Source organism: Kribbella sp. NPDC056861, assembly GCF_040687575.1.
GTDB lineage: Bacteria > Actinomycetota > Actinomycetes > Propionibacteriales > Kribbellaceae > Kribbella.
Genome location: NZ_JBFBNQ010000005.1, coordinates 409,210 through 428,650, shown reverse-complemented (window position 1 = coordinate 428,650; position 19,441 = coordinate 409,210). Strand labels below are relative to the sequence as shown.

General features: G+C 68.7%; 19 protein-coding genes. 9 read left to right on the top strand and 10 right to left on the bottom strand.

What is annotated here, in order from left to right; genetic code table 11:
- Positions 1–190 precede the first annotated feature (190 nt).
- Genes AB0P21_RS26255 through AB0P21_RS26235 form a run of 5 tightly spaced genes read left to right on the top strand, consistent with a single transcriptional unit; the run spans position 191 to position 6,740 of the window.
- The gene (locus AB0P21_RS26255; RefSeq protein ID WP_363699842.1) at positions 191–1,378 is read left to right on the top strand and encodes a cysteine desulfurase-like protein; all 1,188 of its coding nucleotides are present in this window, start codon (positions 191–193) and stop codon (positions 1,376–1,378) included.
- Between the two features lies 1 nt (position 1,379).
- Positions 1,380–2,414: a hypothetical protein gene (locus tag AB0P21_RS26250; RefSeq protein ID WP_363699841.1), complete on the top strand. Its 1,035-nt coding sequence runs from the start codon at positions 1,380–1,382 to the stop codon at positions 2,412–2,414.
- A 38-nt stretch (positions 2,415–2,452) separates the two neighbouring features.
- Positions 2,453–4,117 (top strand): hypothetical protein, encoded by a 1,665-nt coding sequence (locus AB0P21_RS26245; RefSeq protein WP_363699840.1) that lies wholly within the window; start codon positions 2,453–2,455, stop codon positions 4,115–4,117.
- Between the two features lie 33 nt (positions 4,118–4,150).
- Entirely contained in the window at positions 4,151–5,452 is a 1,302-nt protein-coding gene (locus AB0P21_RS26240) for an ROK family transcriptional regulator (protein WP_363699839.1), read from the top strand.
- A gap of 7 nt (positions 5,453–5,459) precedes the next feature.
- Positions 5,460–6,740, top strand: coding sequence for a glycoside hydrolase family 125 protein (locus AB0P21_RS26235; RefSeq protein ID WP_363699838.1), 1,281 nt, complete (start codon positions 5,460–5,462; stop codon positions 6,738–6,740).
- On the opposite strand, the gene AB0P21_RS26230 is transcribed toward AB0P21_RS26235, so the two are convergent.
- From AB0P21_RS26230 to AB0P21_RS26210, 5 genes are all read right to left on the bottom strand, one after another.
- Complete coding sequence (locus AB0P21_RS26230) at positions 6,733–7,578, bottom strand: ABC transporter permease subunit (RefSeq protein WP_363699837.1); 846 nt, start codon at positions 7,576–7,578, stop codon at positions 6,733–6,735. The genes AB0P21_RS26235 and AB0P21_RS26230 overlap by 8 nt on opposite strands.
- The gene (locus tag AB0P21_RS26225; RefSeq protein ID WP_363699836.1) at positions 7,568–8,488 is read right to left on the bottom strand and encodes an ABC transporter ATP-binding protein; all 921 of its coding nucleotides are present in this window, start codon (positions 8,486–8,488) and stop codon (positions 7,568–7,570) included. Before AB0P21_RS26225 ends, AB0P21_RS26230 begins: the two co-directional genes overlap by 11 nt.
- Before the next feature lie 77 nt (positions 8,489–8,565).
- Positions 8,566–9,231 (bottom strand): response regulator transcription factor, encoded by a 666-nt coding sequence (locus tag AB0P21_RS26220; protein WP_363699835.1) that lies wholly within the window; start codon positions 9,229–9,231, stop codon positions 8,566–8,568.
- 25 nt (positions 9,232–9,256) lie between these two features.
- Positions 9,257–9,910 (bottom strand): response regulator transcription factor, encoded by a 654-nt coding sequence (locus AB0P21_RS26215; RefSeq protein ID WP_363699834.1) that lies wholly within the window; start codon positions 9,908–9,910, stop codon positions 9,257–9,259.
- Positions 9,907–11,073, bottom strand: coding sequence for a histidine kinase (locus AB0P21_RS26210; protein WP_363699833.1), 1,167 nt, complete (start codon positions 11,071–11,073; stop codon positions 9,907–9,909). Before AB0P21_RS26210 ends, AB0P21_RS26215 begins: the two co-directional genes overlap by 4 nt.
- 129 nt (positions 11,074–11,202) lie before the next feature.
- Here AB0P21_RS26210 and AB0P21_RS26205 point away from each other — a divergent pair, with 129 nt between their 5' ends.
- Complete coding sequence (locus tag AB0P21_RS26205) at positions 11,203–11,589, top strand: DUF6069 family protein (RefSeq protein ID WP_363699832.1); 387 nt, start codon at positions 11,203–11,205, stop codon at positions 11,587–11,589.
- The gene (locus AB0P21_RS26200; RefSeq protein WP_363699831.1) at positions 11,589–12,146 is read left to right on the top strand and encodes a class I SAM-dependent methyltransferase; all 558 of its coding nucleotides are present in this window, start codon (positions 11,589–11,591) and stop codon (positions 12,144–12,146) included. The genes AB0P21_RS26205 and AB0P21_RS26200 overlap by 1 nt, the downstream gene beginning before the upstream one ends.
- On the opposite strand, the gene AB0P21_RS26195 is transcribed toward AB0P21_RS26200, so the two are convergent.
- Entirely contained in the window at positions 12,143–12,925 is a 783-nt protein-coding gene (locus AB0P21_RS26195) for an FCD domain-containing protein (protein ID WP_363699830.1), read from the bottom strand. The genes AB0P21_RS26200 and AB0P21_RS26195 overlap by 4 nt on opposite strands.
- Before the next feature lie 80 nt (positions 12,926–13,005).
- Here AB0P21_RS26195 and AB0P21_RS26190 point away from each other — a divergent pair, with 80 nt between their 5' ends.
- Positions 13,006–14,223: an alpha-hydroxy acid oxidase gene (locus AB0P21_RS26190; protein ID WP_363699828.1), complete on the top strand. Its 1,218-nt coding sequence runs from the start codon at positions 13,006–13,008 to the stop codon at positions 14,221–14,223.
- On the opposite strand, the gene AB0P21_RS26185 is transcribed toward AB0P21_RS26190, so the two are convergent.
- The 3 genes from AB0P21_RS26185 to AB0P21_RS26175 form a co-directional block, all read right to left on the bottom strand.
- Positions 14,220–15,347 (bottom strand): sensor histidine kinase, encoded by a 1,128-nt coding sequence (locus tag AB0P21_RS26185; RefSeq protein WP_363699827.1) that lies wholly within the window; start codon positions 15,345–15,347, stop codon positions 14,220–14,222. The genes AB0P21_RS26190 and AB0P21_RS26185 overlap by 4 nt on opposite strands.
- A gap of 121 nt (positions 15,348–15,468) precedes the next feature.
- Positions 15,469–16,107, bottom strand: a complete 639-nt coding sequence (locus AB0P21_RS26180; RefSeq protein ID WP_363699826.1) for a pyridoxamine 5'-phosphate oxidase family protein — start codon at positions 16,105–16,107, stop codon at positions 15,469–15,471.
- The gene (locus tag AB0P21_RS26175) at positions 16,107–17,381 is read right to left on the bottom strand and encodes an MFS transporter (protein ID WP_363699825.1); all 1,275 of its coding nucleotides are present in this window, start codon (positions 17,379–17,381) and stop codon (positions 16,107–16,109) included. The genes AB0P21_RS26180 and AB0P21_RS26175 overlap by 1 nt, the downstream gene beginning before the upstream one ends.
- Before the next feature lie 177 nt (positions 17,382–17,558).
- On the opposite strand from AB0P21_RS26175, the gene AB0P21_RS26170 reads away from it, so the two are divergent.
- Positions 17,559–18,128, top strand: coding sequence for a hypothetical protein (locus AB0P21_RS26170; protein WP_363699824.1), 570 nt, complete (start codon positions 17,559–17,561; stop codon positions 18,126–18,128).
- A 58-nt stretch (positions 18,129–18,186) separates the two neighbouring features.
- On the opposite strand, the gene AB0P21_RS26165 is transcribed toward AB0P21_RS26170, so the two are convergent.
- Positions 18,187–18,312, bottom strand: coding sequence for a hypothetical protein (locus tag AB0P21_RS26165; RefSeq protein WP_363699823.1), 126 nt, complete (start codon positions 18,310–18,312; stop codon positions 18,187–18,189).
- Between the last annotated feature and the right edge of the window lie 1,129 nt (positions 18,313–19,441).

Sequence of the window (19,441 nt, the reverse complement as noted above, 5' to 3'; positions counted from 1 at the left end):
AGCCATGAGCCTCCCTGTGCAGGAACGCGACAATTTGCCGGTCGCCGCTGACCCGCGGGTCCAGCGCTGGCGGGCAAGGTGGCGATGGTCGGCGCGATCAGCGCGGCGCGGCGCCCACCCGAACTCGGGGCTCGGCTCCCGCGACACACGGGCGTCGGCCTCAGGTCGGTGCGGCGGGCAGGATGGCGGCATGAGCTTTGATGTGGAGGCCGTGCGCAAGCAGTTCCCGGCGTTGACCGAGGGGGCGGCGCACTTCGACGGGCCGGGTGGGTCGCAGACGCCGCAGGTGGTGGCTGATGCGGTTGCGGCGACGATGGTGGCGGCGTTGGCCAATCGTGGTCAGCTGACGGCGGCCGAGCGGCGCGCGGACGAGGTGGTCGTCGGTGCCCGGCAGGCGATGGCTGATCTGCTCGGCACGGATCCGGGCGGCATCGTCTTCGGGCGGAGCATGACGCAGTTGACCTACGACTTCGCCCGGATGCTTGCCAAGGACTGGGGGCCGGGGGACGAGGTGATCGTGACCCGGCTGGATCACGACGCGAACATCCGGCCGTGGGTGCAGGCGGCCGAGGCGGCCGGGGCGACGGTTCGGTGGCTGGAGTTCGATCCGGCGGCCTCGGAGCTCGACGACATCGCGCCGCTGCTCTCGGAGCGGACTCGGCTGGCTGCGGTGACCGGAGCTTCGAACCTGCTCGGTACTCGGCCGGAGCTGCCGGCGCTGGCTTCGCTCGTCCACGAGGCAGGTGCACTGGTGTACGTCGACGGCGTGCATCTGACCCCGCATGCGCCAGTGGATGCCGCGTACGCGGATTTCTACGCTTGCTCGCCGTACAAGTTCTTCGGGCCGCACTGCGGGGTGCTGTCGGCCTCGCCCGAGCTGCTGGAGGGGCTACACCCGGACAAGTTGCTCCCGGCAACGAATGTGGTGCCGGAGCGGTTCGAGTTCGGCACGCTGCCCTATGAGTTGCTGGCCGGGACGACGGCCGCGGTGGACTTCCTGGCCGGCCTCGGGGGAGCGGGGGACGGCCGGAGAGAGCGGTTGCTCAGCTCGCTGGCGCTGCTGGAGACGCACGAAGACGATCTGCGTGCTGACCTGGAGACCCGGCTGGCGGCGATCGACGGGATCACGCTGCACGGCCACGCGGAGCGGCGTACGCCGACGTTGTTGTTCTCCGTCGCCGGATGGGAGCCGCGAGCCGTCGCCGCCAAGCTGGCTGAGTCGGGGGTCAACGCTCCAGGTGGCTCCTTCTACGCGCTGGAGGCGTCCCGGCATCTTGGGCTGGGGGACGCGGGCGCGGTCCGAGCTGGGCTGGCGCCGTACACGAATCAATCCGATGTCGACCGACTGGTTGAAGCGGTCAAGACCCTGGAGGACTGACATGCGCCCCGCCCGGCTGCTGCTCGTCGCATTCGCAGTAAGCGCTCTCTCCTTACCTGCGCTCTCCGCCACGGCCGGATCCACCGGTCCCGTCGGTCCCACTGCGGTCTCCGACCCGGCTCGAGCTGAGCTGCGTGGAATCGTCGAGGACGTGGTCGGCGCGACCGGCAAGCGCTACAACACCAAGGACGACGCCGGCCATGTGATGGACACGGTCAAGACCATCCAGGACACCACCGGCGGCTATCTCGCGGTCTCCCATCACCTGGCGAGCGACGGCCACTTCCGGGTCAACCTGGCCACCTCGACCGACCTGCTCAACTGGCACTGGGTCCGCGAACTCGCAGGCAGCAACACCGGCCCCGCCTCGCAACCGACCATCGCACAGGCATCCAACGGCGGCTTCGTCCTTGCCTGGGAGCAGGAGCAGCCCGGCGGTGGCAACAACCACCTCGCCTTCCGGTACTTCGCCAACCGCGCCGACCTCCTCGCCGGCCGCGTGACGCGCTCCTTCGACGCGCCCCGGCGACTCTCGTCCTGCGCCGAGGGCACGCCGAACATCTACGGGATCACGCTCTCTCCGGACATCGAGCACTCGACGATCGAGATCGGCGGCCACTACTGGTGGAACTGCGACCGCGACCGTCAGCAGCGCGGCCGGCTGACCAACTTCAACTCCTGGACCACCGCCGCGCAGCCGACCTTCGACAACGCCCTGCTGCACTGGGGAGTGGGCGGCAACATCGGCGACCGGGACCAGGTCGGTTTCCGCGGCTACAGCTTCGGGCTGATCGAGGGGCAGTACACGAAGGGCGACTTCGGGTCGTGGCGGACTTTCGTCTACGACTACCAGACCGGCAACGCCGACCGGACCACGATCCGCACCAACAGCGGCAGCACAGCGTTCGCCAACCCGACCGTCACCGCACTGCGCGCCCCGAACGGGCAACCGGCTGTGCTGGTCACCCTCTTCATCCCCAGCGAAGGTGCCGGACCGGGTGAAGCGGGAGTGCTGATCTATTACAAGACGTACTAAATCAACTCTGTGGGGTAAATCCGGATAAACTCGACGGTGTGAGAGAGCCCAACCAGGTCTTCGTCCAGGTTTCGCCCACTAGCGCCCTCCAGCCCGCCGCTGCGGGCGGCGCCGGCTCTAGTGCCGTGGGCGGCGACCGCTGGACCGCCGCAGGCGTCGAAGTTCGCTGGTCAACCGCTGCCGGTGCTCAGATCTCCGCGTCCAGCCCGCAGCTCGCCTCACAGCCCAACATCGGCGGGAGCGCAGTTCTCGTCTCCGCCGCAGGCGGCGTCTCGCGGGTTGCTCTCCGCTGGGACGAACCCGTTCCGGCGAAAGCTCTCATCCTCGGCGACGCCTGGGAGCGCTCCTACGGCGATCTCCAATGGCGCCACCTCCAACCCGACCGCTTCCTCCCGTGGTACTGGCTCGGCCACGACGAGAAGACCGGCAACACCTTCGGCGCCGGCGTCGACGTCCACCCCGGCGCGTTCTGCTCCTGGACCGTCGACCAGACCGGCTTCACCCTCTGGCTCGACCTCCGCAACGGCGGCGGCCCGACCCAACTGGCCGGCCGCGAGCTGACAGCGGCCGTAGTACGGACCTTCGAAGACGCCGGTACTCCGTGGCTCACCCTGCACGCCGCCGTCGAGGCGATGAGCCGGCGCGTGACGCTCAAGGACATCGGCCCGATCGTCGGCGCCAACAACTGGTACTACGCCTACGGCGAAGGCTTCGACAACAAAGCCGTTCTGCAGGACGCCGCGACCGTGGTTGAGCTGGCCGACGGTCATCCCGTGAAGCCGTTCAGCGTCGTGGACGACGGCTGGAATCCCGGCGGCAACGCCTCCGGCGGCCCGTGGGAGAGCGGTATCTCAGGCCTCTTCGACGACATGGCCGGAACCGCCGCCGCGATCAAGGAGATCGGCGCCCGGCCAGGGCTCTGGTTCCGCCCGCTGCTGTCCCGCGAGCAAGGCCCTTGGGGCCGCACCGGCCAGTCCGACGGCTTCGGCCGCTCCCTCGACCCGACCCACCCCGAGGTCATCGACCTCGTCACGGCAGACCTGCGGCGCTTCAAGGACTGGGGCTTCGAGCTGGTCAAGCACGACTTCAGCAGCTACGACCTGTTCGGCCGCTTCGGCCCGGCGATGGGCGCCCATCTGACCAACGCCGGCTGGCAGTTCCACGACACCAGTCGCACGACCGCCGAGATCGTCCTCGACCTGTACCGCGCACTGCGGGCGGCCACCGACGACGTCGTACTGATCGGCTGCAACACCGTTGGCCACCTCGCCGCCGGCCTGGTCGACGTTCAGCGCACCGGAGACGACACTTCAGGTCGCGACTGGGAGCGGACCCGCAAGATGGGCATCAACTCTCTCGCCTTCCGCCTGCCGCAGCACAACCGCTTCTTCACCGTCGACGCAGACTGTGTGCCCTGTACGCCGCAGACGCCGTGGGAGCTGAACCGGCAGTTCCTCGAGCTGGTCGCCCGGTCGGGAACCGCTCTCTTCGTCTCCGTCGATCCCGCCGCGCGGACCGCGCAGACCGATCGTGATCTTGGCGACGGTATACGGTTGGCGCTCAGTGGCGGGAACGCCGCCGAGGGCGGGATCGAGCCGCTCGACTGGCTGGTCACCACGACGCCCGTCGACTGGCGCACCGGTACCGGCACGGCTCGCTACGCCTGGTCGCGGCCGTGGGGCGCGGACCCGGCCGTGGACTGAGGGGGACGCATCCGTGCGGAGGATGGGGGAGTGGTGAGCAGCGACCAGCCGCCGGCCGTAGTACGCCGGGGTACCAATCTCGATCGCGTGGGCGGATTCAACGACACGGTGGTGCTGGACGCGATCCGGCGGGCCGACGAACGGCTGAGCCGGGTCGAGATCGCGGCCGCCACCGGACTGTCCGGGCAGGCCATCTCCAACATCACCCGCCGGCTGCTCGACGCCGGTCTGGTCCGTGAAGCCGGCCGGCAGAAGGGCGCCGGCCTCGGCAAACCACGCACCCTGCTGGAGTTGGAGCCCACCGGCCAGTACGCCGTCGGTGTGCACCTCGACCCCGCGGTGGTCACCACGGTGGTGCTCGATCTGACCGGGCAGGTGGTGGTGCGGGACCGCACCGAGACACCGGCCACGGACAACCCTGACGTTCTCATCGCGGGAATCGCTGCCACAGTCGAGCAGGTCATCGCCGAGGCGGGCGCGCCGCGCGACCGGGTGGTCGGAGTCGGCATCGCCGCGCCGGGACCGATCGACGTGGAGCGCGGGGTGGTGATCGATCCGCCGAACCTGTCCGCCTGGCACCTGGTTCCGCTGCGGGATGCTCTGCGCGAGCGGACCGGCCTGCCGGTCCTGCTGGACAAGGACGTCACCGCTGCCGCATCGGCCGAGAAGTGGGCCGGGGGCCCCAACGGTCGCGGCAGCTTCCTCTTCTTCTACCTCGGCACCGGGGTCGGCGCCGGCCTGGTGATCGGCGACGAGGTCGTCCGTGGCTCGAGCAGCAACGTCGGCGAGATCGGTCACGTGATCGTCGATCCCGACGGCCCGCTCTGCTACTGCGGCCGGCGTGGTTGCGTCGGCGAGACCAGCCAACCGCGCTACCTGGTCCAGCAGGCCGTCGACGCCGGAGTGCTTGCCAAGGGCATCGATCTGGACGACCGGCACGCCGTCGACCTGGCCTTCGCCGGGCTCTGCGAGCAGGCGGCCGCCGGCGCCGGGGTGGCCCGTGAGCTGATCGCCGCGCTGGCGGCCCGGATCGCCAAGGTGGTCGAGGACATCGCGAACCTGCTCGACCTGGAACGGGTGGTGTTCGGCGGCCCGCACTGGGACCAGCTCGCCCCCTTCTTCGAAGAGGTGGTCCGGACGGCGCTGGAAGAGCGCTTTCTGGTCCGCTCCGTGCACCCGTTCGTCGTCACCGGTACCGCGCTCGGCGCGGACGTCGGCGCGGTGGGCGCGGCCAGCCTGGTGCTGGACCACACCTTCTCTCCCAACCCCTCAGTGCTCCTGCTCGGACCCGCAGAGAGCGCTCCACCTGTCGTAGTCGGGTCCGCTGAAAGGTGATGTCCTGATGACCGGTATCGATCCCGAGGTTCTGGCCCGCGCGACCGAGGAGGTACGCCAGGCCACCGGCGACCAGGTGATCGCGGACATGTTCCACCGGTCGATGGCGGAGAACCTGCCCGCCGTCGCGGAGCGGCTGCCGGACGGTACGACGTTCGTGCTGACCGGTGACATCCCGGCGATGTGGCTACGTGACTCCGCTGCCCAGTTGCGGCCCTACCTGGTGCTGTGTGCCGACGACCCGGCCTTGCAGGACGTGCTGATCGGTGTCCTGCACCGGCAGCTCGAGTACATCGCGATCGACCCGTACGCGAACGCCTTCAACCGGGAGGCGAACGGCGCGGGGCACACCACCGACCTGACCGAGATGTCGCCGTGGGTGTGGGAGCGCAAGTACGAGATCGACTCGCTGTGCTACCCGATCGAGCTGGCCTACCGGTTGTGGCGGATCACCGGTCGCGACGACGTGATCGACGACCGCTTCCGGGTGGCGGCGGCCGCGGCGCTCGACGTGCTGGAGACCGAGGTCGACCACGAGGCCAATTCGCCGTACCGGTTCGTGCGGCCCGACGACCGGCCGAGTGACTCGCTGATCCGCGACGGGCTCGGGCAGCCGACCCGGCCGACCGGCATGTCGTGGAGCGCTTTCCGGCCCAGCGACGACGCCACCGAGCACGGGTTCAACGTGCCCGGCAACATGTTCGCCTCGGTGGTGCTCGGCTATCTGGAGGCGATCGCGAGCGAGGTGCTCGGTGACCCGGCCCTCGGTGAGCGGGCCAAGACGCTGAAAGTCGGGATCGACGAGGGCATCGCCCGCTTCGGGACGGTCGACCACCCGTCGCTCGGCCGGGTCTACGCCTACGAGGTGGACGGCGCAGGGGAGCGGTTGCTGATGGACGACGCGAACATGCCGAGCCTGCTGTCAGCGCCGATGACCGGGTTCGCGTCGCCCGACGACCCGACGTACCTGGCCACTCGTTCGCTCCTGCTCAGCCCCGAGAACCCGTACTACTACAGCGGAAGCCACGGCGCGGGGATCGGCAGCCCGCACACGCCGCCGGACCACATCTGGCCGATCGCGCTGGCTGTGCAGGGGCTGACCAGTACCTCGGCGGACGAGCGGCAGCAGCTGCTGGAACTGCTGCGCGACACCACCGGCGGTACCGGGCAGATGCACGAGTCGTTCCACACCGACGATCCGGCGAACTACACCCGGGAGTGGTTCTCCTGGGCCAACGCGATGTTCTGCGAGCTGTGCCTCAGGCACGCCGGCCGCAGCCTCAGCTGACGTCGCGCCGGCGGGTTGTCGCCACCGCGACGATGACGAAGACGGCGGCGTAGCCGAGCAGGGTCAGGAGAGCGCGATCTCCTGACACCGCGTCCCGTACGCCGGGAGGCGCGTCCGCCGTACTCATCCCGGTCACGCTGAACACCAGCGCGCCCGCGTTGGCGCCCGGCATCGCGTCGGACAGGAACTCGAGATCGGGGAGCAGGCTGCCGACCACCCCGGCCAGCAGCGCCTCGATCCCGAGGATCCAGACCACACCGAGCCCGATCGGCAGCGCAACGTTGCGGAAGGCAACAGCCAGGGCCGCGCCGGCCAGACACCACAGGGTCAGGACGAGCCAGCCGCCCGCGAGCCCTTCCAGCAGCTTGAGCGGACCCGGCCAGTCCATCGGAGCGCCTTCGGCTGCAGCGATTCCGATGCTGCAGAGGGCGCAGGCCGCGAAGATGCCGAGCACCCAGACGGCCAGCAGCGTGAGCAGACCGAGCAGCTGACCGCCGAGCAGGGCGCCGCGGCCAGGACGCTGGGTGAGGATCGTCTTCAGCGTTCCCCAGGTGTACTCGCCGCCGACCACGATCGCGCCGAGCACCAGAGCGAGCGCTCCCGCGAAGACCGGGAAGCCGCCGATCGTGTTGTCCAGCACACGTTCGGGCAGGACGCCACGCAGTACCTCGGAGCGGGGGATGCCGTCGGTCTGCTGGCTGCCGTCGCCGGTCACGTAGCCCAGGTAGGGCAACAGGTAGCCGAAGGTCAGGCTCAGCACGAGTCCGGCGCCGAACAGCACCCAGACGGCGGAGCGTTTGCGGAGCTTGAGCAGCTCCGCGCGGTAGCTACCCGACATCGGTCTTCTCCTTGCTGGTGGTGAGTTCGAAGAACACGTCCTCCAGGGCGCGTTCGGTGCCGTGCAGCTCGGAGACCGCGATCCCGGACTCGACCAGCAGCCGGTTCACCTCGGCGGCCCGGTCGGGCGCGACCTTGACCCGCAGCGTGTCGTCGTACAGGTGGACGGCGGTGGCGCCGAGCAGGTCGGTGAGGACCGAGCGAGCGCTCTCTCGGGGCGCCGCGCGGATCACGAGCTCCTGCTCGGTGCGCAGCTCGTCGACGGTGTGCTCGGCGACCATCCTGCCCTCGCTGATGATGCCGACCCGGTCGCAGATCTGCTGCACCTCACCGAGCAGATGACTGGACAGCAAGACGGTGCGGCCGTCGGCGCCGAGCTCGCGGATGAGGCGCCGCATGTCGCGCATCCCGGCCGGGTCGAGCCCGTTCGTGGGTTCGTCCAGGATCACCAGCTCGGGATCCTTGAGCAGCGCCGCCGCGACCCCGAGTCGCTGCTTCATGCCCAACGAGTACGTCGAGAATCGGTCGCGCGCCCGGTCGGCGAGATCCACCAGGGCGAGTACCTCGTGGATGCGCGTGCGCGGCACTTCGGCGTACTCGGCCAGTAGGCGCAGGTTGTCGAGGCCGGACAGGTACGGGTAGAAGGCGGGCGACTCGATCATCGACCCGATCCTGGCCAGCACCCGCGACTGGCCCGGCGTACCGCCGAGGACGCGGACCGTGCCGCTGGTCGGCCGGATCAGACCGGTCAGGATGCGCAGCGTGGTGGTCTTGCCGGCGCCGTTCGGCCCGAGGAAGCCGTACACCTCCCCGGGCAGCACGGTCAGATCGACACCGTCGACTGCCAAGGTGTCGCCGTAGCGTTTGGTCAGGCCCGAAACCTCGACCAGCGGAGCAGCGGTTGAGTTCATACCTCGACAGTGCCGGTCGTGACCCGGTCAGCGCGTCGCCCACCGGGAGTGACCCCGACTACCGCCGGGGGAGTAGATCAGCCGAGCCAGCCCGGCCGGACGAGACCGGTTTGGTACGCGAGCACAACTAACTGAGCGCGATCGCGAACGCCGAGCTTCACCATCGCGCGGCTGACATGCGTCTTCGCCGTGGCCGGGCTCAGCACGAGCCGTTGGGCGATCTCGTCGTTGGACAGGCCTTCGCCGACCAGAGCGACGATCTCGCGTTCGCGCTCGGTCAGCACGTCGAGCTCCCTGCTGGCGTGTGGTTGCCGGCTCCTGCTCGCGAACTCGGCCACCAGCCGCCGGGTGACGCCGGGGGAGAGCAGCGCGTCGCCGCGAGCGACCACCCGAACCGCCTGCAGCAGCTCGACCGGCTCGGTGTCCTTGACCAGGAACCCGCTCGCGCCGACCCGCAGTGCTTCGAAGACGTACTCGTCCAGGTCGAAGGTCGTCAGGATCACCACGTGCACGTCGGAGAGCGCTTCATCGGCGCCGATCAACTTGGTTGCCTCGAGCCCGTCCATCCCCGGCATCCGGATGTCCATCAGCACGACGTCCGGCTTCTCGGCGCGCGCCAGCTCCAGCGCCGCGGCCCCGTCGGCGACCTCGCCGATCACGGTGATGTCGTCCTCGGCGTTCAGCAGGGAGCGGAACCCGGCGCGTACCAGCGCCTGGTCGTCGGCCAGCAGTACCCGGATCATGCGGCCACGCTAGAGCATCGCCCGGTCAGGCAAGGCCTGCGTCATGCGCGAGGAGCGCGATCTGGGTGCGGTTGCCGAGCTCCAACTTGCTCAAGATGTGCGAGATGTGCGCCTTCACCGTCGCCACGCTCATGAACAGCTCGGCCGCGATCTCCGCGTTCGCCTTGCCGCCCGCGACCGCGATCATCACGTCGTACTCCCGCGGTGACAAGCGCGAGAGCGCTTCCTGGGCTTGGGTATGGGCGTCGGCCTGCGTCGCCGCTTGGTCCATCAGGCGACGGGTGATCGCGGGCGACAGGATCGGGTCACCCGCCGCGACCCGGCGTACGGCCTCGACGATCTGCGCGGGCGGAGTGTCCTTCAGCAGGAAGCCACTCGCCCCGGCGCGCAACGCGTGCAGCACGTTCTCATCGGTGTCGAAGGTGGTGAGCACGACCACCTCAGGCGGGTTCTTCCGCGCCCGCAGCCGTCGGGTCGCGACGATCCCGTCGACGCGCGGCATCCGCAGATCCATCAGCACCAGATCGGGGAAGTGCGCGTCGATCGCCGCCGGTACCTCGTCACCATCAGCCGCTTGAGCCACCACCGCGATGCCGTTCGCGCCGTCCAGCATCATCTCCAGACTCGCCCGCACCAACGCGTCGTCGTCCACCACCAGCACCCGGATCGTCTCGCTCATGCAGGCCACGGTAGCGAGGCTTGCAGCCGGAACCGCCCATCGGCCGCCCGTCCGTGGTCGAGTGTGCCGCCGGCCAGGTGGACGCGCTCGGTCAGTCCGACCAGTCCGGTCCCGCTGCCGGGCGTCAGCGGTACGCCTGTGCGCTGAGCTTCGTCTGTGCTGGGGTTGGTCAGTTCGATCCGCAGTGAATCGCCTGGTTTGCCGTCGACGACCAGGGTCACGGGAAGCCCGGCGGCGTGCTTGCGAGCGTTGGTGAGACCTTCCTGCACGACCCGGTACGCCGTCCGCCCGGTTGCTGGAGGCAACGACTCTGGCGCGGCGACGGATTCTGTGTACCGGATCTCGGTGCCGGCGTCGCGCGATTCGGCAACGAGTCCGGCCAGGTCGCCGAAGGTGGGTTGCGGTCGGCCGCCGGGGAGTTCGTCGATCTCGGTGTCGCGCAGCACGCTGATCACCTCGCGCAACTCCTCCAGCGCCTGATGGACGCCGGTCCGGATCACGCCGGCCGCCTGGGCGAGCTTCTCCGGCGAGGAATCCGGCCGGTACTCGAGCGCACCGGCGTACGTCGCGAGCAGGGACAACCGGTGCGCCAGTACGTCGTGCATCTCGCGTGCCATCTTGGTGCGCTCGAGTGTGCGGGCCTCGGCGACTCGGCGGCCTTGCTCGTTCTCGGCTCGGAGAGCGCGTTCTCGCAGCGAGCTGAGCAGTTGCTGGCGTGCTTGGACCCACTGACCCCAGCCGAGCAGCGCGGCGTGCACCGCGACGTCGAGCACGAAGTACCAGAGCAGGTCGAGGCCTTGGATCGGTCGCCAGAGGCCCTGGATGAGATGCCCGGCCACTCCCGCCAAGGCGACGAGAGCGGCTGTCTTGAGTGGCCAACGCTGAGCGACGGTCAGGGTGCCAACTGTTGACGGTGGGGTGGCGGCGGGGGAGAGCGCTGTCAGTGCGGCTTGCGCCAGCGCGCCGATGACCGGATGGCGGGACAGTACCGGGATGAGGCCGCAGGCAACGATCGCGACGGCGATGTCGAGCAGCAGCCAGCCGGTCTGGAGACCGTTCGAGTGCCGGCCGAAGATCGTCAGGGCCGAGAGTGCTCCGACGGCGCACACAGCGATCACGTTCGCCGAGCGGCTCGGCCGCGACCTGCTGCAGATCTCTTCCATGCCGCTGAGACTAGGCCGGGCGGCCAGTCACCACCACCGACCAAAGTCTGTACCGCGCAGACTTGCGGCCAGGGCAGCCCAGCCACCCGGCCGATGCGCCGAGATCGCGCTCTCTCCGAGTCTTGCCCCATGACCCGCAACCGACTCGCAGTCGCAGCCCTCACCACCGTCGCGGCCCTGATCTGGTGGACCGTCCTCACCCAGGCCTTCGACGTCGACCTGACAGCCGAACAAGGCGGCACGATCCACATCGGAGCCGTCTCGGTCCTGATCGCCTCCCTGGCCATGTCCCTGGGCGGTTGGGCCCTCCTAGCCATCCTCGAACGCAACACCACCGCCGCCCGCAAGGCCTGGACCATCACCGCCCTGATCTGCTGCACTCTCTCCCTAGGCAGCCCACTAACCAGCGGCATCGGCACCGGCGCGAAACTCGGCCTGGCCTCCTTGCACCTCCTGGTCGGTACCGTCGTGATCCTCGGTCTCCGCCGCACCACCGCCTCACCAAGGAGGCCCTAGTGAATGAATGGCCCGGCTACCAAGCCTGCAAACGCACGCTGATCTCCACTCTGTCCGGCAAGGTCCTGGAGATCGGCGCCGGCAAAGGCGCCAATCTCGCTCTGCTCCCGGCCGACGTAGCCTGGACCGGCCTCGAGCCCCACGCCCGAACCCGCCGCGCTCTCACCCGCGCCGCCGCAGCCGGGCGCGAACATCAGGTCGTCGCCGGCCGGGCCGAAGCAATTCCGTTGCCTTCAGCAAGTTTCGACGCCGTGTTGTCCACAGCCGTCCTCTGCTCCGTCGACGACCTCACCGAAGCACTGGCCGAGATCCGCCGCGTCCTGAAACCCGGCGGCCGCCTCGTCTTCCTCGAACACGTAGCAGCACCACCGGGGAGCGCTCTCCTCCGTATGCAACGCCTGATCGCCCCGATCAACCGCATCGTCGACCGCGGCTGCGACCCCAGCCGCGACATCGCCCCCGCGATCCACGCAGCCTTCAGCGACGTCGCCCTCGACCGCTATACCGCCCCAGGCCTGCTCAAGATCCCCTTCATCGGCGGAACAGCCCGCCCCTAACGCAGCTGAGCCGCCCGATAGAACCCCTCGATATGAGCGGTGATCAACGCCGCCGCGTCATCACCCGCACCCGCCCGAATCGCCCCCACGATCGCCCGATGCTCGGCCCGCAACCCCACCGCCGTCGCATCCCAATCCGCCAGATTCGGTACTGCGGCCAGCACATACCCGTGAATCGCAGTACGCAGCGAGGACATCACCGCCGCGATGAGCACATTCCCCGCCAATGCCGATAGCGCGACATGGAACTCCGCATCCAGCAGATGAAACTCCTCCGGGGTAAGCCCCGGATCATCCATCCGGTCAAGCAGCTCATCAGCCACCACCAAGTCGCCACCAGGCACTCCACCAGCGCCGTCCGCGGCATCAGTGCCGCCCGCGCCGTGCCCCGAACCCCCGGCGGCACCACCCCCGCCGCCCACCTGGCGCGCAGCCTCCCGCGCCGTCCACGACTCCAGCAGCACCCGCGTCTGCACGATGTCACCCATCGGCAGATGATCAGTAGCCAGATGCAACCGCAGCAACGCCGTCAACGGCGCCGCCGGCTCGGCAACGATCACCGCGCCCGCCTCCGGCCCCGACCCGGTCGACGTCCGGACGATCCCCATCGCCTCCAGCACCCGCACGGCTTCCCGCACCGACGGCCTGCTGATCCCGAGCTGCTCCGCCAGTGAGCGCTCTCCCGGCAATCGCCCGCCGAGCCGCAACCGCCCGGCCGCGAGCTCCGCCTCGACCCAGCTCAAAACCAGCTCGTAGTTCTTCACAGGCCTGTTCGTCACAGACGCGAGTGTAGCCCTGTGGTCGGACCACAGACTATGCTGTGGTCCGACCACACAGTTCACCTGCCGAGGGACGCCCGATGACGGAACGCCAGATACCCCGCTGGTCCGAGCTCAAGCCCCTGCTGCGGCCCAAGCCGGTCACCCTGAACTCGACCGACCGCCGGCTGGAGAAGGCGCTCACGATCGCCGACCTGCGCGCGATCGCCAAGCGCCGTACGCCGCGTTCGGTCTTCGACTACACCGACGGCGCCGCGGAGTCCGAGATCAGCCTGGGCCGGGCCCGGCAGCTGTTCGCCGAGATGGAGCTGCAGCCGTCGATCCTGCGCAACGTCTCCGACATCGACCTCGGTACGACGATCCTCGGCAAGCGCTCGGAGCTGCCGTTCGCGTTCGCGCCGACCGGCTTCACCCGGATGATGAACCACGAGGGTGAGAGCGCCGTGGTCAAGGTCGCGCAGGACGTCGGCATCCCGTACGCGCTCTCCACGATGGGCACCACGTCCATCGAGGACGTCGCCGCCGCGGCGCCGGACGCGCGCAAGTGGTTCCAGCTCTACGTCTGGAAGGACCGCGAAGCAGGCGAGGACCTGGTCAAGCGCTCGGCCGCCGCCGGGTACGAAGCGCTGATGCTGACCGTCGACGTACCGGTTGCCGGCGCGCGCCTGCGTGACGTCCGCAACGGCTTCACGATCCCGCCGTCGCTGACGGTCAAGACAGTCCTCGACGCCTCCATGCACCCGGCTTGGTGGGCCAACCTGCTCACCACCCGCCCCCTGACCTTCGCGTCGCTGTCCAGCTGGCAGGGCACGGTCGCCGACCTGCTGAACCAGCTGTTCGACCCGACGATGACCATCGACGACCTCACCTGGCTCCGCTCGATCTGGGACGGCCCGCTCATCATCAAGGGCATCCAAACCGTCGACGACGCCCGCCGGGTGGTCGACGCCGGCGCCGACGCGATCGTCCTGTCCAACCACGGCGGCCGCCAACTCGACCGGGCGCCCACCCCGCTCCGCATCCTCCCCGAGGTCCGCAAGGCGATCGGCACCGACGCCGAGATCTACCTGGACACAGGCATCATGAGCGGTGCCGACATCGTCGCCGCCCTGGCTCTGGGCGCCGACGCCTGCCTGGTGGGCCGCGCCTACCTCTACGGCCTGATGGCCGGCGGCCAACGCGGCGTCACCCGCGCCACCGAGATCCTCACCGCAGAAGTCCGCCGCACCATGGCCCTCCTAGGCGTAGCCACAGTCGCCGAGCTGAACCCGGGCCACGTCCGTCTACCGGGTAACTAAAGAGGAAGAGTTGCGGTAACTCTGAGGCTTCCGGCAGGAGTGCGGGTAGCGGTCAACGTCCCACCCAAAGACGTCGCCCGCTCCCGCATGCCAACAATTCCGTTCCCCTCAACAGGTGCCCCCGCCAGCGAGGTCCCGTCGTCATCCACCTGCACCACCAGCGACTCCTCGCCGTACTGGATCCGCACAGTCGCTGACGAAGCCGACGCATGCCGTACGACGTTGGTCAGCGACTCCTGGACGATCCGGAAGGCCGCCCGATCCAACCCGGTCGGCAGCGCCCGCGGCTCACCATGCACGACCGCATGCACCTCCAGCCCGGCCATCGACGTCCGGCTGATCAACTGGTCCAGCCGCTCCAGCCCAGCGATCGGCTGCCGAGGCGCCGACTCGTCCGACTGACGCAGTACGCCGACAATGGAGCGCAGCTCGACCAGTGCCTCCTTGCTGGCGTCCTTGATCGCAGCCAGCGCCGGGCCGGCCTGCTCCGGTTGCCTGTCGACCAGATGCAGGGCAGTAGACGCCTGCACATTGATCAGCGAGATGTGGTGCGCCACTACGTCGTGCAACTCCTGCGCAATCCGCAGCCGCTCCTCGCCGGCCTGCCGCAGCTCCGCCTCCTGCCGGGTCTTGGCGGCCGCCATCACCCGCTCCCTGTGCCCCCGGAACAGCTCGGCCGTGAAACCCAGTACTACGAAGCAGGTGCCGACCAGCAGCACCTGGTAGACGCCCTGCTCGTTGATGCCGAGCACTAGCCTCCCCAGCACGTGCCCGGCGTACAGGGCAACAATGCCGGCCCACCCAGCCAGTCGATGCCCGGTCCGGATCACTGTGAAGACAGCGATGATGAAGCTGAAGATCACCGGCCCATAGCCGTACAGCATCAGCATGTACACGAGCGTCGAGCCGACTGTTGCCCACAGCACCGGGATCGGGTGGCTGCGCAACCAGTAGAGCGCTACCGAGCCGATCAGCACCAGCACGACCATCAACCAGTCGCCGTGCCGCCGCCCCTCCTGGTTGTTGGACGAGCCGAACGACCCGAACACGGCGATCACCGAGATGACAGCGGGCAACGCCAACCGCCTCAAGCGGGTGCCGGCCGTCGGCTCACTGGTAGTCACCCTACGAACCGTAGAGGCCCGGACGGCCAGGTGTCATCGTCGCCACGGAGTACGTCGTACTGCTCCCTGCGCGGTACGGCGATCACCCGGCGCACGCAGTACAGGCGATCGCCCGGCGGGCTCAGTACTTGACGTTGTAGATGCCTTCTTCGTAGCTGGTCCCGTAGTACTTCTCCAGCTCGGCCAGGTCGGCATCCCGGCGATCGAGCGCCTTGGCGATCTGAGCCCGGCTCGGCATCGCCTCCGGGTTCCAGGTCTCCGGCTTCCAGATCTGCGAACGCAGGAACGCCTTCGAGCAGTGGTGGAAGATCTCGTCGATCTCGACCAGCAACGCCAGCTGCGGCCGGTTGCCCTTCACGATCATGTCGTCGAAGAACGGCGCTTCCTTGATGATCCGGGCCCGGCCGTTGATCCGGAGCGTCTCGCCGCGGCCCGGGATCAGGTAGATCAGGCCGACCTGCGGGTTGCTGACGATGTTCAGGAAGCCGTCGATGCGCCGGTTGCCGGCCCGCTCGGGGATCGCGATCGTGTTGTCGTCCAGCACCTTGGTGAATCCGGCCGGGTCGCCCTTGGGGGAGACGTCGCAGCTGCCGTCAGCGGCGGAGGTGGCGACCAGGCAGAACTGGGACTGGGCGAGCCATTCCTTGTCGAGCTCGTGGAGGTCCTTGCGCACCTTGTCGACGACGGTCTGGTTCGGCGCCGGAACCACTTCGCGCAGCTCTTCTTCGGAGGTGATCTCGACCAGTCCGGTGATGTCCATCAGGCGGCGCGCTCCTCTGCCAGCGACGGCTCGATCGCCAGGCCGGTGGACCGAGTCCGTGCTGCCCATCGTACGGCGGGACCAGTCACCACACTGGTCCCCAGGAACAGCGCTCCGACGATCATCCAGCCAACCGGGCCCCAGCCCAGTACCAGCGTGGTCAGCAGCGCCGGGCCGAGCATCCGGGCCACTGCCGGACCGGTACCGAAGAAGCCCTGGTACTGCCCCTGCTTGTCCGCAGGCGCCAGGCCGAAGCTGATCTCCCAGGCACCGGAGGCCAGCTTCATCTCGCCGAAGGTCAGCAGCGCCGCAGCGACAGCCAGTACTCCGGCCGCGACGGCGGGCGTCATCCCGATGGCGGAGAGGGCGAAGACTCCGCAGGCCGCCAGCATCGCGACGCCGGCGAAGCGGACCGAGCGAGTCGCCGTGCGGAGGTTGGTGACGCCGCGAGCGATCCGCACCTGGAACAGCGTGACGCCGATGGTGTTGATGATCAGCAGCGAGGCGACGACCCAGCCCGGTGCGTTGGTGCGCTCGACGATCCACAGCGGCGCGACCAGGCTCAGCAGCGGCATGAACATCAGCATGATCGCGTTGAGCAGCGCGAGTACGGCGTACGGGCGATCGTGCAGTACGGCCAACCGCGGCTCACCGGCGACCCGGAGCGTCACTGCCTTGACCGTGGGGACCCGGTGGATCAGCGCTGCGGCGACGAGGAAGCTGGCCGCGTCGATCGCGAAGACCGTCAGGTACGCCGGTGCCGTGTCGAACTTGAGGGCGAGTCCGCCCAACGCGGCGCCGACGGCGAGACCAGCGTTGACCGTTGCCTGGAGAAAGGCGCGAATGCGAGTGCGCTCGGCCGGCTGCACCAGCCCGGCAAGCAGAGCCTGCCTCGCGGCGGTGAGCCCGGTCTGGCTACTCGCGTAGGCGATCGCGGCGATCAGGAAGAGCGGGAAGCTGCGAACAAAGAGAAACGAACCGACCGACACCGCGGTGGCGATCGCCAGCAGAATGGCGACTCCACGCGGCCCCTTGCGATCGGCCAGGTTGCCCAGCGGAACCCCGGTCAGGAAGCCGACCAGCCAAGCGATCGTGAGCCCCAGCCCGACCTGCGCGGTGGAGAGCCCGACCACCCGAGTGAAGAAGAGCGCGGAGGTGACGATGAACGCGCCATCACCCACCGAGTTGGCCAGCTGCGCGAACGCCAGATTGCGAGCAGTACCCGCCGGCGGCAGGAACTTCGCGGTGCTGGTGGTGGTGTTGGTGGTGGTCATCTCAGTCTCCCTTGGCTCTCGATACGTAGAGCCTATGAGCCCACCGGCCCACCAGTCAGATCCACTTCCGCCTCAATCATCTGGGCCAATTATCCAGCTGTCCGGCTTCGTGGCCCAACTCCAAACTGCCCTGTGGACAACCTCAAATAGCCCGTCTGGCAACGGCACATTCTAGGTATGACCTTCACCGACCTCCCCCCGAACTGGCTCCAGCTCCCACTCACCGACCCCACCCTCGCCACCAACGTCGTAGACCTCTACGTCTCGGTAGGCGACCGCCGCCACGGCGTCCTCTCAGCCCTACTCTGCGACGCCCAAGCCCGCTTCCTGGCCGCCATCCACCTCGACCTCCCCGAAAACGCCCCCCTCACCTCACCCAAGTCGTGCGCCAAAGCCCTCGCCCCACTCATCCCAGCCCTACAACTCCGCCCCGACGGCGCCCTACTCCTAGCCCTGGGCCGCCCCACCCACGACCCAACCTCCGACCAAGCCTGGCTCCAGGCTGCCCAGCACACCTGCCAAACAGCGGGGATCCATCTGCTGGCGTTCTACATAGCCACGCCGACGCATCTCTACAGACCAGCCCTGCCAGATCCGCGTCCCGTCACCAGTCCAACGAACCCCGGCTCGCCGTCGGAAACTGTCGGCTCCGTCGCCTCCGTCGCCCCAGCGGCCCCCGCTGCGTCCGCCGCATCCACCTCCACCACACGACGGCCTACCGCGTCGACTTCCGCTCCGGCCACCTAACGGCCATACCGCCGCCACCCACCCTGCCGGGCTGCGGCGGCGGGAGCTCATGCGGGGATCAGGCATGCAGTACCGCGCCACTGTCCACCACGCAGCCGTCTACCCAGCCGCTCAAGCCAAACGAACGCCGTACTGCGTCGCGATCCTCCCACGCCGAGCTACGCAGTACCGCGTCGTCATCCACCTCTGCCACCTAGCCGCGTACCCCGCCCAGCCACGCATTCCATACGAGGTTGTAGTGCGCCCACTACCCACGTCCACCGAACAACGCCGTACTGCGCCACCACGCTTGCCACGCAACGGCAGTACTACGCCATCGCACTCGCCACGCAACGGCTGTACTGCGCCTTCGCGCCTGCCAACTGCTCGCGGCCAGCCCACCGCCCGGATCGCACCCGGCCGTTCCGCACCTAAGTCCGCCACACCTGCGTCTGGGCTTGGTGACACCTGCAACCCGCGCTACCCCCCGCCCGACGCCGCACGCACTTCATCGGCACCTATCACCTGGGCGTGCGCGGCCTGCCCCCTTCCGCGCTCACCACAACGCCATACCGCGACATCCACGCCGGCAAGTTAGCCAATTGCTCGAGCTCCATCCACGTAGATCACTCAACGCCGTACTGCGCAGACCACGCCGTACTGCGCGCCATCGGCATCGACCGACCGGTCGACTGCTGCACGACCCACTTGCGCTGACCACGTGACGCCGTAAGGCGGCCGATACGTGTTCCTGTGCCGTCGTACTGCGGATGCATCTGCGCCTGCGTGGCGACGCAGTACTGCGTCGCCACTTCGCAATCGCCACCCAGCCGTGTGATCTCCGCTCCGTCTTGAGCGCATCGCCGTACTACGCCGAGATCTGAGCCGGCCGCACAACGCCGTACCGCTGCCCGTCTATCGGTTGAATACTGCCGTGTCACCCGCGAGTACTGCGTTGCCATCCACGCCTGCCACCCATCGCAGTGCTGCGGCGCAGCCTGTACGTATCTTGTATCGCCGTACTGCGAGCCACAGCCAGGATGACTAGCCATGCGTCGCCTGCCTCGGATGCGCCCGCTGTGCATCGCAGTACGGGGGCAGATTTCCCGGAACCCGGTCGGCCGCGCCAGGCGGTACTGCGGTTGCTCCTCCACGTTTCGCGTACGGCTCTGCCATCCACACATCTCCGTACTGCGATGTGTCCGCAGCCAACTGACGAGCGACGCGGCGCTACCTTTGCCCGTCAGCCCGTCAGCCCGTCAGCCCGTCAGCCCGTCAGCCCGTCAGCCCGTCAGCCCGTCAGCCCGTCAGCCCGTCAGCCCGTCAGCCCGTCT

Excerpts from the sequence above, each read along its gene's own strand:
- AB0P21_RS26210 (WP_363699833.1), bottom strand. The coding sequence starts at position 11,073 with ATGGAAGAGATCTGCAGCAGGTCGCGGCCGAGCCGCTCGGCGAACGTG.
- AB0P21_RS26225 (WP_363699836.1), bottom strand. The coding sequence starts at position 8,488 with ATGAACTCAACCGCTGCTCCGCTGGTCGAGGTTTCGGGCCTGACCAAA.
- AB0P21_RS26215 (WP_363699834.1), bottom strand. The coding sequence starts at position 9,910 with ATGAGCGAGACGATCCGGGTGCTGGTGGTGGACGACGACGCGTTGGTG.
- AB0P21_RS26170 (WP_363699824.1), top strand. The coding sequence starts at position 17,559 with ATGACCTTCACCGACCTCCCCCCGAACTGGCTCCAGCTCCCACTCACC.
- AB0P21_RS26175 (WP_363699825.1), bottom strand. The coding sequence starts at position 17,381 with ATGACCACCACCAACACCACCACCAGCACCGCGAAGTTCCTGCCGCCG.
- AB0P21_RS26180 (WP_363699826.1), bottom strand. The coding sequence starts at position 16,107 with ATGGACATCACCGGACTGGTCGAGATCACCTCCGAAGAAGAGCTGCGC.
- AB0P21_RS26230 (WP_363699837.1), bottom strand. The coding sequence starts at position 7,578 with ATGTCGGGTAGCTACCGCGCGGAGCTGCTCAAGCTCCGCAAACGCTCC.
- AB0P21_RS26190 (WP_363699828.1), top strand. The coding sequence starts at position 13,006 with ATGACGGAACGCCAGATACCCCGCTGGTCCGAGCTCAAGCCCCTGCTG.
- AB0P21_RS26255 (WP_363699842.1), top strand. The coding sequence starts at position 191 with ATGAGCTTTGATGTGGAGGCCGTGCGCAAGCAGTTCCCGGCGTTGACC.
- AB0P21_RS26220 (WP_363699835.1), bottom strand. The coding sequence starts at position 9,231 with ATGATCCGGGTACTGCTGGCCGACGACCAGGCGCTGGTACGCGCCGGG.
- AB0P21_RS26250 (WP_363699841.1), top strand. The coding sequence starts at position 1,380 with ATGCGCCCCGCCCGGCTGCTGCTCGTCGCATTCGCAGTAAGCGCTCTC.
- AB0P21_RS26235 (WP_363699838.1), top strand. The coding sequence starts at position 5,460 with ATGACCGGTATCGATCCCGAGGTTCTGGCCCGCGCGACCGAGGAGGTA.
- AB0P21_RS26205 (WP_363699832.1), top strand. The coding sequence starts at position 11,203 with ATGACCCGCAACCGACTCGCAGTCGCAGCCCTCACCACCGTCGCGGCC.